Origin of the sequence: Paenibacillus sp. 453mf (genome assembly GCF_900116105.1) — a bacterium.
Classification (GTDB): domain Bacteria; phylum Bacillota; class Bacilli; order Paenibacillales; family Paenibacillaceae; genus Paenibacillus; species Paenibacillus provencensis.
The window spans coordinates 259,474-271,162 of sequence record NZ_FPAC01000003.1 but is presented as its reverse complement, the minus strand read 5'-3'; the positions used below and the strand labels follow the sequence as shown (position 1 = coordinate 271,162).

General features: G+C 49.2%; 10 protein-coding genes. 4 read left to right on the top strand and 6 right to left on the bottom strand.

Annotated elements, in window-relative coordinates; translation table 11 throughout:
* Window positions 1–151 precede the first annotated feature (151 nt).
* Complete coding sequence (glpK, locus tag BM415_RS17280) at window positions 152–1,645, bottom strand: glycerol kinase GlpK (protein WP_091160163.1); 1,494 nt, start codon at window positions 1,643–1,645, stop codon at window positions 152–154.
* Between the two features lie 15 nt (window positions 1,646–1,660).
* Complete coding sequence (locus BM415_RS17275; RefSeq protein WP_091160161.1) at window positions 1,661–2,227, bottom strand: glycerol-3-phosphate responsive antiterminator; 567 nt, start codon at window positions 2,225–2,227, stop codon at window positions 1,661–1,663.
* A gap of 331 nt (window positions 2,228–2,558) precedes the next feature.
* Here BM415_RS17275 and nagE point away from each other — a divergent pair, with 331 nt between their 5' ends.
* Window positions 2,559–4,034, top strand: a complete 1,476-nt coding sequence (nagE, locus tag BM415_RS17270) for an N-acetylglucosamine-specific PTS transporter subunit IIBC (protein WP_091160160.1) — start codon at window positions 2,559–2,561, stop codon at window positions 4,032–4,034.
* Window positions 4,035–4,145: 111 nt separating this feature from the next.
* Here nagE and BM415_RS17265 read toward each other — a convergent pair whose 3' ends face one another.
* Entirely contained in the window at window positions 4,146–4,904 is a 759-nt protein-coding gene (locus BM415_RS17265; RefSeq protein ID WP_091160159.1) for a GTP cyclohydrolase II, read from the bottom strand.
* A gap of 405 nt (window positions 4,905–5,309) precedes the next feature.
* Between BM415_RS17265 and BM415_RS17260 the strand changes: the two genes are divergently transcribed.
* Genes BM415_RS17260 through BM415_RS17250 form a run of 3 tightly spaced genes read left to right on the top strand, consistent with a single transcriptional unit; the run spans window position 5,310 to window position 8,399 of the window.
* Entirely contained in the window at window positions 5,310–6,569 is a 1,260-nt protein-coding gene (locus tag BM415_RS17260; RefSeq protein ID WP_091160157.1) for an ABC transporter substrate-binding protein, read from the top strand.
* A gap of 45 nt (window positions 6,570–6,614) precedes the next feature.
* Complete coding sequence (locus BM415_RS17255; protein WP_091160155.1) at window positions 6,615–7,556, top strand: carbohydrate ABC transporter permease; 942 nt, start codon at window positions 6,615–6,617, stop codon at window positions 7,554–7,556.
* A 15-nt stretch (window positions 7,557–7,571) separates the two neighbouring features.
* Window positions 7,572–8,399 carry a carbohydrate ABC transporter permease gene (locus BM415_RS17250; protein ID WP_091160153.1) on the top strand — a complete coding sequence of 276 codons (828 nt, stop codon included), beginning with the start codon at window positions 7,572–7,574 and terminating at the stop codon, window positions 8,397–8,399.
* Window positions 8,400–8,519: 120 nt separating this feature from the next.
* Here the strand turns inward: BM415_RS17250 and BM415_RS17245 are convergent, their stop codons facing one another.
* Genes BM415_RS17245 through BM415_RS17235 form a run of 3 tightly spaced genes read right to left on the bottom strand, consistent with a single transcriptional unit; the run spans window position 8,520 to window position 11,664 of the window.
* Entirely contained in the window at window positions 8,520–10,106 is a 1,587-nt protein-coding gene (locus tag BM415_RS17245) for an FAD-dependent oxidoreductase (RefSeq protein ID WP_091160151.1), read from the bottom strand.
* Window positions 10,107–10,142: 36 nt separating this feature from the next.
* Entirely contained in the window at window positions 10,143–10,967 is an 825-nt protein-coding gene (locus BM415_RS17240) for a MurR/RpiR family transcriptional regulator (RefSeq protein ID WP_091160150.1), read from the bottom strand.
* Entirely contained in the window at window positions 10,945–11,664 is a 720-nt protein-coding gene (locus BM415_RS17235) for an N-acetylmannosamine-6-phosphate 2-epimerase (RefSeq protein ID WP_091160148.1), read from the bottom strand. The genes BM415_RS17240 and BM415_RS17235 overlap by 23 nt, the downstream gene beginning before the upstream one ends.
* Window positions 11,665–11,689: the final 25 nt, after the last annotated feature.

The following is an 11,689-nucleotide window of genomic DNA, read 5'->3' as shown; positions in this document are numbered from 1 at the left end:
TCGTATTTGGACAGGAATGGCTTCCTTATAGCCTAGTTCACTGCCATTCCTGTCCAAGAACGATCGTACGGAATATTCACTACCGGAGCAGCACAGGAACGGTCCTGCACTACATCTCTTCCATCTTTTCTTTCACCGTCATCTCATACATCTACACCTTAAATACCATCGCAGCCTCCACAGCCTTCTGCCAGCCTGCATACAGCCGCTCTCTCTGCTCTTCAGCCATCCCCGGCTCAAATATCCGCTCCGATGCCCACTGCTCACATATCTCCTCCCGGCTGCTCCAGAATCCAACGGCAAGACCAGCAAGATAAGCCGCTCCGAGCGCCGTTGTCTCACTGATGACCGGCCGTTCTACCGGGGCACCCAGAATATCGCTCTGGAACTGCATCAGCAGATTGTTCTTCACCGCTCCACCATCGACTCGAAGCTTAGCAAGGGTATTTCCTGAATCCTGCTGCATCGCATTCAGTACATCCCGCGTCTGATAGGCCAGAGATTCCAGCGTGGCACGAATAAAATGCTCTTTGCTCGTTCCACGTGTCAGCCCAAATACGGCACCTCTAACCTCACTGTCCCAATACGGACTGCCCAGTCCAACGAAGGCAGGCACCAGATATACGCCTTCCGTTGAATCCACACGGGAGGCATACAGCTCGCTGTCCTTGGAGTCTTTAATCATGCGAAGCCCGTCTCGCAGCCACTGAATCGCCGAGCCCGCTACAAAAATACTGCCCTCCAAAGCATATTCAATCTTGCCATCAATCCCCCACGCAATCGTCGTAATGAGTCCATGCTGTGAATTAATGGCCCGTTCTCCCGTATTCATCAGCATAAAGCAGCCTGTACCGTAAGTATTCTTGATTGCGCCTTCTTCATAACAAGCCTGACCAAACAGTGCAGCCTGCTGGTCTCCTGCAGCACCTGCAATCGGGACCTGTGAGCCGAAGAAATGATACGGAACCGTATGTGCATACACTTCGGAAGATCCGCGCACCTCAGGCAGCATCGCTCTTGGAATATCAAGCAGATCCAATATTTCCTGATCCCACTCCAGCTCATGAATGTTATACATCATGGTGCGGGAAGCATTTGAATAATCGGTTACATGGGCTGTACCGCCTGACAGCTTCCAGATCAGCCAGCTGTCTATGGTCCCGAACAGCAGCTCGCCTCGCTCTGCTCTGTCTCTTGCACCTTCCACATGATCTAATATCCATCTGACCTTCGTTGCGGAGAAGTAAGGATCGATGAGCAGCCCTGTCTTCTGACGAATCATATCTTCGTGTCCTTGGGCTTTTAGATCCGCGCAAATATCCGCCGTCTGTCTGGATTGCCATACAATCGCGTTATACACCGGATGACCGGTGTCCTTCTCCCACACGACCGCTGTCTCCCGCTGATTCGTTATTCCGATTCCGGCGATCTGGGAAGGCTTCACCTCCGCTTCTGCCAGACAAGTCGCAATGACAGCGAGAATTGAGCTCCAGATCTCACTGGGGTTATGTTCAACCCACCCGGGCTGTGGAAAATATTGAGGGAACTCCCGCTGAGCGGTGTATACGATCTCCCCTTTTTTATTGAATAGAATGGCTCTCGAGCTGGTTGTGCCTTGATCTAATGACATAATGTACTGTTCCATCTGCTCTACCTCCTGTTAAACGGCGCTATTTTGATAATGAGCGATAAGCTCATGATTTGATGTGGTTACAAATGTGGCTCCCGCCTGCATGGCATTGTCTACATCCTCTACGGTCCGGATCAGGCCGCCCGCAAATATCGGTATTCCGGTTCTGGATGAAACTTCTTTGATAATATGGGGCATAATACCAGGAAGAACTTCAATATAGTCGGGCTGAGTCTTCTCGATCAATGCGTAGCTCTTCTCAAGTGCAATGGTATCAAGTAAAAAGACGCGCTGAATCGCGATCAATCCCTTCTGCTTGGCAACGCGTATGACCCCAGCACGGGTCGAAATGAGACCGGCCGGACGAATCTCTTGGCATAGAAACTCGGCAGCGTACTCATCGTTTTTGAGCCCATTGATCATATCGGCATGAAGAAGTATCTTTTTGCCATGCTGCTCTGCAAGCTTAACAATATGCTTCAGCTGAGCGACATGAGAATCGAGAAGAACGATATACATATAAGGACTGTTTAATACTCGTTCCAGCTCTTTTATACTCTTGACGGCAGGTAAAATAGGCAGCGAATGAAAAGCCATATGCCCTCCCCCTAATAAAGGTAATTGTTGTCATATACGTATGAAGCGCTTTCAAAAAAACGGGCGTAAAGTCTTGATTTTAGTGATCTTTTTCATAGTTAATCTATCCGGTTGAAGTGAAGAAGTCAATACAGGGCACCTGCAAGATGCAAAAGTCCTATTCCATCTTCCGCAAATATAGTTATAATAGCAAGTGTCGCAAAAATATTTTTCTGTTTTTATACCAATTTAACGAAAACTTTTTTCATCTTTTTAGGGATTTTGCATAAAACCCAAAAAGAAAGCTAAATCGACTATGCAAAAATCCTAATCAAAAAGGAGTGCAGTAAGCATGTTAAAAGGTCTTCAAAAGCTCGGCAAGTCGCTGATGCTTCCGGTCGCCACTCTGCCTGCAGCAGGTATTCTCCAAGCTTTTGCTTTAATAGACTACCAACAGGATATTCCGCTCGGAGCTGTAGGCGGTTTCATTAACCAATTCATCACCCCATTTCTGAATGCGGGTGCAGGAACGATTTTCGGCAATCTCCCAATTATTTTTGCCGTCGGTGTTGCCATTGGTCTCGCAGGGGATGCCGTAGCCGCGCTGTCTGCCGTCATCTCTTATCTCATTCTGGTAAAAGTTCTGGAGCAGGTTCCGATTGTCTTCGGATATATCCCGGATGATGTTGTGCTCGATACAGGCGTGCTTGGCGGATTTATGACCGGATTGCTGGCTGCGTATTTATATAAACGATTCCATACGCTCAAGCTTCCGGAATGGCTGGGCTTCTTCTCAGGTAAGCGGTTTGTTCCCATCATTACTTCAATCGCAACTATTGTGCTTGCCGTACTGCTCGGTATGATATGGAGCCCAATTCAGGATGCGATTGCTGCGTTTGGTAATTGGGTAGTTAGTCTTGAAGGTATCGGTGCATTTATCTTTGGTACGGCCAACCGGCTGCTTGTACCGATCGGTCTGCACCATGTTCTGAATTCGATCGCCTGGTTCCAGATCGGGGACTTTACGAATGCGGCAGGAGAAGTTGTGCACGGTGACCTGACACGTTACTTTGCAGGAGACAAAACAGCAGGGATGTTCATGTCCGGGTTCTTCCCGATCATGATGTTCGCCATGCCGGCAGCAGCGCTCGCGCTGATTCATACCGCGAAGCCGTCCAAGCGAAAAATGGTAGGCTCGATCTTTATCGGTTCGGCCATTGCTTCCTTCCTGACAGGGATTACAGAGCCGCTTGAGTTCTCATTCATGTTCCTGGCACCAGTACTATATGTCATCCATGCCGTTCTGACCGGTTTATCCGGATTCATTATGTATATGCTGGACGTCAAGCTGGGCTTCGCGTTCTCCGCAGGCTTAATTGATTACCTGCTCAACATGAAGCTGTCAACGAATCCGCTGCTCCTCATACCGGTGGGGCTTGCGTTCGGGGTGGTATACTACTTCCTGTTCCGCTTCGTTATTGTCAAATTCAACCTGAAGACACCAGGACGAGAAGATGATGATGAACTTGTAGAAGGTACGGGAACGGGAGATGCCTCTGATAAGCCTGCAGCACCTTCTGACTCTGCAGAAGGAGACACAAAGGCAGATAAAGTGCTTCATCAACTCGGCGGCGCTGATAACATCGAGAGCATTGATGCCTGCATTACAAGACTGCGGCTTGTCGTTCGCGATGAGAAGGTTGTGAATGACGCTGGGCTTAAGAAGCTGGGTGCGGCGGGAATTATGCGTCTAGGCAACGGTGCGGTCCAAGTTATCTTCGGTACCCAATCCGAAGCGCTCAAGGATGAGATCAAGAAGAAAATGTAAGTCAATTGATGATTTGATTCAAGTTAGCCCTCCTTTCAAATAGAGCACGATATAAGAAAACCTGCTGAAATTTTCAGCAGGTTTTCTTCATTCGAAGCATGATAGGATTGATTAAGACAGCAGTACATCTCGAACCCATTCCGCATTTTCCTCCAAATGCCCCGATCGGCTCACCTTTGTCTTCAAGTACTTGTCGTTATAGGCCGAGCGATCACCCCAGAGCGGAACTCTGCCGCTTACCAGCATTCCCGCCTTCTGCAGAGATGCTAGCTTGCGCGGATTGTTTGTAATCAGGCGTACCGGCTCTTCCCTCAGCGCTCTTAACACACGGATGGCCTCACTGTAATCCCGCTGATCATCGGCAAAGCCAAGCGCCAGATTGGCATCGACCGTATCATAACCCTCTTCCTGAAGCAGGTAAGCCATCGTCTTGCTGAACAAGCCAATACCGCGTCCTTCGTGATTGGCCAGATAGAAGACTGCACCTGCGCCGTGAGCAGCGATCATCTTCATCGACTCCTGCAGCTGGAAGCCGCAGTCACAGCGCTTGCTTCCAAAGATATCACCCGTGTGGCAGATGCTGTGCATCCGTATCATCGCATCCGGATGGTTATCAAAATCCCCATACACCAGCACACTCGATTGCTGCTGATCAGCAAGCTGCGCATTTGCAAGGGAGGCGATGAGCTCCTGCTCATCCATCTGCTTCTCTGAGGTGATCCAGCTATACCACTTGAACTCTAATGTATTATCCTCAATGTTCACCGGAAGCTGTACAGGACCGACCAGATAAATGTACTTCTCGCCTTCACCGCCGCCGATCGTCTTTATTTTATTTTTCAATGTTTGGATCGTCTCGTTCGTGATCATTTATGCTCCCCCAATTCAGGTCTTACTTGTACGCTAATGGAACCATATATTTATCGTATTAATTGCCACAAGGTTTGTGCCATATTTCCTTTAGTTACTTTACGTAAGTAAGTATAAAATAGATTAGTCACACCTGTCAATATAAAACAGAGTAAACAACTAAGAATAATAATTATTTGTATATGCTTAATTCACAGAAAACCAATAAAACCAATATCCACTAGAATAATTTCCTCAGCCGTTAAAATGTAAATACCAAATTGATTCAGCGACTAACAATTCGGGGATTTTATGGTATTATGTAACAAACATCTTAGATTCTACAGAAAAACCTCATATCTTTCTTCTTGTCTCATATCCATAGTTATGCGAGTAACAAACGAAGACTACCAAGGGGGAAAATCTATGAAACGGACGTCCTTGATTATTGTCAGTCTCATTTTTGTGCTTGTCATGAGCGGTTGCAGCTTTGGTGCATCTAAGGATTCTTCCGTATCCAGCAAAAAGATAACGCTTACATTATGGTATTGGAATCGAAGTATTGATGATGGGCTTCTTGCAAAAGCAAAGGAACAATTTCCACACATTAATTTGGTCACTCAAAAAATCGGCGGTGATTTCAAATCGAAGCTGAAAACCACGCTTGCCGCCAAATCCGGAGAGCCCGATATCGTTGCCCTGAACGACTGGGTCATGGAGCTCTTTCCGAGTGAGGACCGATTCTACGATTTATATGAGCTCGGAGCTGCCGAAGTTGAAGACCTCTATCTTGACTGGAAATGGCAGCAAGGAGTTACACCAAACGGCAAAATGATCGCGTTTCCGATGGATACCGGTCCCACCGCACTCTTCTATCGCCAAGATTTATTTGAGCAGGCCGGACTGCCAACCGATCCGGATGAGGTCAGCCAGGCCCTGTCTACCTGGGAAGACTATATTGCTGCAGGCCTGAAGGTCAAGGAGACCTTTGATGGCAAGGTATTTATGACCGACAATATTGATAACGTTTACAATCAGATCATTTCGCAAAGTGAGCAGAAATATTTCACGGAGGATGGGCAGTACATCGGGGATCAGAACGAGGTGATCAAATACGCATGGGATACAGCTGTTGCATTCTCCAATAACGGCCTCATTGCAAACGCTGAGCACTGGACACCCGAATGGAATGCGGGAATTAACAAAGGAACGATCGTTTCCTATGTCGGTGCCGTATGGATGAAGCAGCCACTGCTTGAAGCGGCTCCAGACAGTGCAGGGAAATGGCGGGTAGCAAGGGCACCTGGCGGAGATGGAAATGTCGGCGGTTCCTTCCTCGCCATCCCTAAATCCAGTGAGCATCCGCAGGAGGCCTTCGAGGTCATCAAATGGCTGCAAAGCCCAGAGAACCAAGAGACAGCGCTATCCAATCTCAACCTCTTCCCGTCTACACCGGGTGTATTTGACAGCGAAACGGTTCAGAAGGAAGAAGAATTTTTTGGCGGTCAGGTTACCGGAGAAGTATTTGCAGCATCGGCGAGCAACGTTAAAGTCTCCTTCTTCGGCGAACGTTACCCTGCCGTGCATGGCATCATGACCCGCTGGCTGAAGAACATCGCCAATCTGAATCAGGAAACAGCCTTTGATGAAGCGCTGCAAAGGATCGAACGGGAATTGAAGCGATAGGAACTACCTGCACGTATTCCTCACTTACAAAAGGAGGCTACCGATATGCAATCTCTGGAACCGAAAACAGGCTCATCCTATGTGCCTACAGCCAAAAAAGAATCGCTATGGTCGGAAATCTGGAAAAATCGAGCCGTATACACTGCCATTTCTCCCTTCTATATTGTATTTGCCATATTCGGTCTGTTCCCGATCGGATTCTCTCTATATCTTGCCTTCCAGAAATGGGACGGCATCGGTGAAATGACGTATAACGGATTGAACAACTTCAGCTACCTGGTGACGGATCCGGAATTTTGGCAAGCGGTTGGGAACACCTTCATTATCTGGATCTATTCCACCGTTCCAATGCTGTTCATCGCCCTTGTCATTGCCTTCCTGCTTCACGCTCCATTCGTCAAATTCAAGACCTTCTTCCGGGTCGGCTTCTTCCTTCCCAACGTCACGTCCATTGTTGCCGTATCGATTATCTTTGCTGCCCTGTTCTCGAACAATTACGGCATATTCAACTATATTCTTAATCTCTTCGGGATTCCCATGGTGCAATGGCTAGATACAGGCTGGGGAATTAAGACGGCGATTGCCTCCATGGTCATTTGGCGCTGGGCAGGCTACAATGCCGTCATCTATCTGGCCGGACTTCAAGCCATTCCACAGAATCTGTACGAAGCAGCTAAGATTGACGGCGCTACCGGCGCTCAGTCCTTCTTCCGCATTACGATTCCACTACTCCGTCCTGTAATCCTGTTCACGGTCATCACCTCCACGATCGGCGGTATGCAGCTGTTTACCGAACCGCAAATCTTGCTCGGCAATGATGGCGGGGTCGGAGGAGCAGGAATGACGATTGTTCTGTATCTGTACCGTGAATCCTTCATTAACAACTATTTTGGATATGGTGCAGCTGTCGGCTGGGGCATGTTCATCATTATTGCACTGTTCTCGATTCTTAACTGGAAGCTCGTTCAAGGCAAATCATCCAATTAGAAGGAGTGAGGCTTCATGATACAGGCAAGACTCAAATCCATCGGTCTATACGTCGGCTTAGCCATTGGTCTCGTTATCTCGATGTTCCCCTTCTATTGGCTGATTGTCATGTCGACGAGAACGACTGCAGACATCTATTCTTTCCCGCCAAAACTGTGGTTTGGGGGAGAGTTCTGGAACAATCTCACAAGAGTCATGGAACAGATTGATTTTGTCGGAGCTTTTCTTAACACCTTGTTTGTCTCTGCTGTCGTCACAATACTCGTATTGTTCTTCGATTCACTCGCCGGCTTTGCCTTTGCCAAATTTGAATTCCCGGGTAAAAAGTGGCTGTTCGTTCTTCTGCTCGCCACCATGATGGTGCCATCCCAGCTCTCGCTCGTACCGTCCTTCGTTATAATGGCTGAGCTCGGCTGGGTCGGATCCTACAAGGCACTCATTGTTCCCGGCATGGTCAATGCCTTCGGAATCTTCTGGATTCGGCAATATGCGGAAGGCTCGATCCCGAAGGAGCTGCTTGATGCAGGACGGATGGATGGCGCCGGCTTCTTCCGACTGTACTTCAATGTAGCTCTGCCGATTCTGCGTCCTGCCTTCGCCTTTCTCGGCGCCTTCACTTTCATTGGGGTATGGAACGACTATCTCTGGCCGCTCATCGTGCTGACTGACGAGAGCAGGTATACCCTTCAAATCGCCTTGTCCCAGCTAAACGGACTGTACAACACAGATTATGCCATGATCATTGCCGGAACGCTGCTGGCGATTATTCCGCTTATTATCCTGTTCCTGTTTATCAGTAAGCAGTTCATCTCAGACATTGCCGCAGGGGCGATCAAGGACTAACCCGATCACGTTTCTTAACTTAGTAGAACCGAATTAGGCAAAGTCCTAACTCAAAAAAGCGACCCCACGGCATTTCCGCTAATGGGGTCGCTAATTTATTTGTCACTTGCTTCGTCACTACTAGTACATCGTATCATACACCTCATCCGGCCAGTGCAGCTCGACGCCCTGATGAGTAAGCAGAAGCTGATACTGCTCCAGATGCTCGCTTGAATCAAGTACATGAGCAGGCTGGATGCCGTGTCTCAGGCAATAAGCCGCCAGATAGCCGGCTGCCTCTCCAATGTTCCATTCCGTTGGATGAAGACGGTAGCAGCCATTCGCGATCTGGGTCATTCCAATATTTTTGCAGGCAGGAAGCAGGTTCTTCATACGAATCGGAATGAGTGAGCCGAGCGGGATTTCATAAGGATAATTAGGTATGTAAAAGGATCTCAGCGATTTGGTTGTCGGATGCAGATCCAGATGATAGCTGCCGACGCCGACGCTGTCTCTGTACTGTTTGATGCCCTGATCGCCACGAAGCTCCTTGCTGACATCATGCTCGGTAACCGTGTAGCGTGCCTTGATTCTTCGTGACTCTCTTATATATGCTGTTTTGGCCAGACCGTCGGTTGTCCCCAGAATATCTCCTCGCAGCCGGACTCCGGGATAGCCTGCGCCTCCATCCAAGCGCGGTGCTTCTGTCTGCAGCCAGTAGACGAGCGAGCGTGTCAGATCTCGTGCTTGTTCCTCATGCTCCCGCTGCTTCTGCGACCCTACACCAATGATCGGCGCCAAATAATAGTCGTTCTGTGCCCAGTTGAGCAGCGTCACTTCTCCTGTCGGCAGCGCTTCCCGCCATATGGACGGGTCTACAATTCGGCGATAGGTCCATAACGGAGTTATTCCTTGGTCATTGGGAAACATCGTAAATTGTTTCTGCTTCGTTGTGTCATTCGCGTCTCCTGCGAACCAGCTGAACAAAGGCATCCGATCCGGCAGTGGCGTATAAGCCTTCCAGAAATCATAAGATGCAGGACGTTCAATCATAAAATTGCCGCCCTCCACATATTCCAGCGCTGCGACATGTGTAATAGACTGGATATCACAGGCGTCAGCCTTGAAGAGCGCATGCGGCTCGCCTGTCTCCTCACCCGATTCAGCACCTACTACATATTCTGCGCCCACGATTGGAAGCAAATCACCATTATCGGTACCATCCAGAAAGTATTCGCCTGTCAGCACGAGTTCCTCGCCGGTGTGCACATGTCTTACACTGACGCTCTGCACATGGTCGCCCTTACAATCGGCTCCATTCGGCACCGTATGGTATAAGATACGAATTTGGCCTGAGTTGATGTATGCTGCCATCATGTCTTCCAGTACCCTTAAGGCAATCTTCGGCTCATGAGCAATCCGGCTCACCCATCCATTGCCCGGGTTTAGAACAGGATCATTCATGGCCTCATCGTTCAGAGGATAATTCCGTCTGTAGTACTCCCTCACCCGGTCCCGAAACTCCCGGTAGCTCGCTGTACAGCCAAAGGATTCGATCCATCTGTGCTCATCCGGCGGAACGGCCTGCGAGGTAAGCTGTCCCCCGATCCAATCCGTTTGTTCTGTCAAAATAACATTCAAACCTGCTCTTGCTGCTGCTCTTGCTGCTATCGTTCCCCCGAGACTTGCCCCAACTACAATGACATCTGCATGCAATACTAACGTCATTTCCTGGTCTCCTCTCCTCAAGGCCCCGCATAAATATCAATAGCTTCGATCAATAACGGACCTTGCTGTCTTTTCCTTCATTCTCTTCGTTTCTGCTATGTTTGTTCTTGCAAGTCCTTCACAGATAAGATCTATAATGAACAGCTGCGAAATCTTAGCTCCAATTGAACCCCCTTCGAGCGGCATTTCTTTGCCGGCCGTCAGCAGCACCAGGTCAGCAATGGAAGTAATCGGCGACTTCGCATAGTTCGTAATGGCAATGACCTTCGCTCCGTTCTGCTTTGCCTTGAGCAGCATATCGTTGGTGTCGAGGGTACTGCCGGATACACTAATTCCAAATGCGACATCCCCTTCCCTCATACTGACCGCCATCATCGCCTGAATGTGACTGTCTGCAACCGCCTCAGACCGTCTGCCTATCCGTAGCAGTCTGTTCTTGGCATCAAGCGCTGTAATGCCGGAAGCACCTACGCCAAAGAACTGCACATTGCCCGCCTGGTCGATCCATTCGATCGCCTGCTCCAGCTTACTCCTGTTCAAGAGACTCATGCTCGAGTGCAGGATATCGATGTTGTTCTCATAGACCATACGGACAAAATCCTTGCTGTCCTCGTCCTGTTCCCCCGGCTTCTTTGCCCCTGCATTCTGAGCAAGCGACAGCTTGAAATCCTGATAACCTTTGAATCCAATCTTCCGGCAAAAACGCATGACCGTTGTCTCCCCAACTCCAGCATAATCGGCCAGCTCTGTGACGGAGTAATACATTAGATCATCGGCATTCTGCAGTACGCATTCTGCTACTTTTTGTTCCGACTTGGTCAGCGAAGGATAGTAGGTATTAATGCGATCTTTCATTTCCATGGATTGAAATCACTGCCTTCCGTGCGGCTTCCGCGAACCGCTTCGTTATTAATTGAGGACGGGAAATAGCAGAACCGACCACGACGGCATATGCGCCGAGCCGAAGCACCTCCTCCACCTGAGCCGGCTCACTGATCCTCCCCTCCGCGATCACCGGAATGACAAGCCGCTCAGCAGTCTCCTTAACCAATTCGAGATGAGGACCTGCTAGGTCTGGAGAGTAGGGAGTATAACCCGACAACGTGGTTGACACACAGCTGACACCGAGGGACGCGGCGTACAGCCCTTCTGCCAAGGTTGAGATATCGGCCATCACTGGCATATCCCGAGACTTCATGTACTCCACCATCGTCTCCAGCGTGACCTGGCCCGGCCGCTTTCTTCGCGTAGCATCCAGTGCGATCATATCCGCCCCTGCCTCAATAAGTTCATCGACTTCTTTCGTCGTGGGCGTAATATATACCTCCGAATCCGGATAATCTCGTTTGACGATTCCAATGACAGGAAGGCTCACCGCCTGCTTGATCGCCCTTACATCTTCAGCGCTGTTCGCGCGAATTGCGATTGCCCCTCCTTCTTCTGCTGCCTTGGCCATCTTCGCCATCGTCTCCGAACCATGAAGCGGTTCACCCGGTAAAGCTTGGCATGATGCAATCAGTCCATATCGTATTTGCTCCAATACGGGATTCACTAGCATACACCCTCTTCCTGGTTACTTCTGC

Excerpts from the sequence above, each read along its gene's own strand:
- glpK (WP_091160163.1), bottom strand. The coding sequence starts at position 1,645 with ATGGAACAGTACATTATGTCATTAGATCAAGGCACAACCAGCTCGAGA.
- BM415_RS17275 (WP_091160161.1), bottom strand. The coding sequence starts at position 2,227 with ATGGCTTTTCATTCGCTGCCTATTTTACCTGCCGTCAAGAGTATAAAA.
- nagE (WP_091160160.1), top strand. The coding sequence starts at position 2,559 with ATGTTAAAAGGTCTTCAAAAGCTCGGCAAGTCGCTGATGCTTCCGGTC.
- BM415_RS17265 (WP_091160159.1), bottom strand. The coding sequence starts at position 4,904 with ATGATCACGAACGAGACGATCCAAACATTGAAAAATAAAATAAAGACG.
- BM415_RS17260 (WP_091160157.1), top strand. The coding sequence starts at position 5,310 with ATGAAACGGACGTCCTTGATTATTGTCAGTCTCATTTTTGTGCTTGTC.
- BM415_RS17255 (WP_091160155.1), top strand. The coding sequence starts at position 6,615 with ATGCAATCTCTGGAACCGAAAACAGGCTCATCCTATGTGCCTACAGCC.
- BM415_RS17250 (WP_091160153.1), top strand. The coding sequence starts at position 7,572 with ATGATACAGGCAAGACTCAAATCCATCGGTCTATACGTCGGCTTAGCC.
- BM415_RS17245 (WP_091160151.1), bottom strand. The coding sequence starts at position 10,106 with ATGACGTTAGTATTGCATGCAGATGTCATTGTAGTTGGGGCAAGTCTC.
- BM415_RS17240 (WP_091160150.1), bottom strand. The coding sequence starts at position 10,967 with ATGGAAATGAAAGATCGCATTAATACCTACTATCCTTCGCTGACCAAG.
- BM415_RS17235 (WP_091160148.1), bottom strand. The coding sequence starts at position 11,664 with ATGCTAGTGAATCCCGTATTGGAGCAAATACGATATGGACTGATTGCA.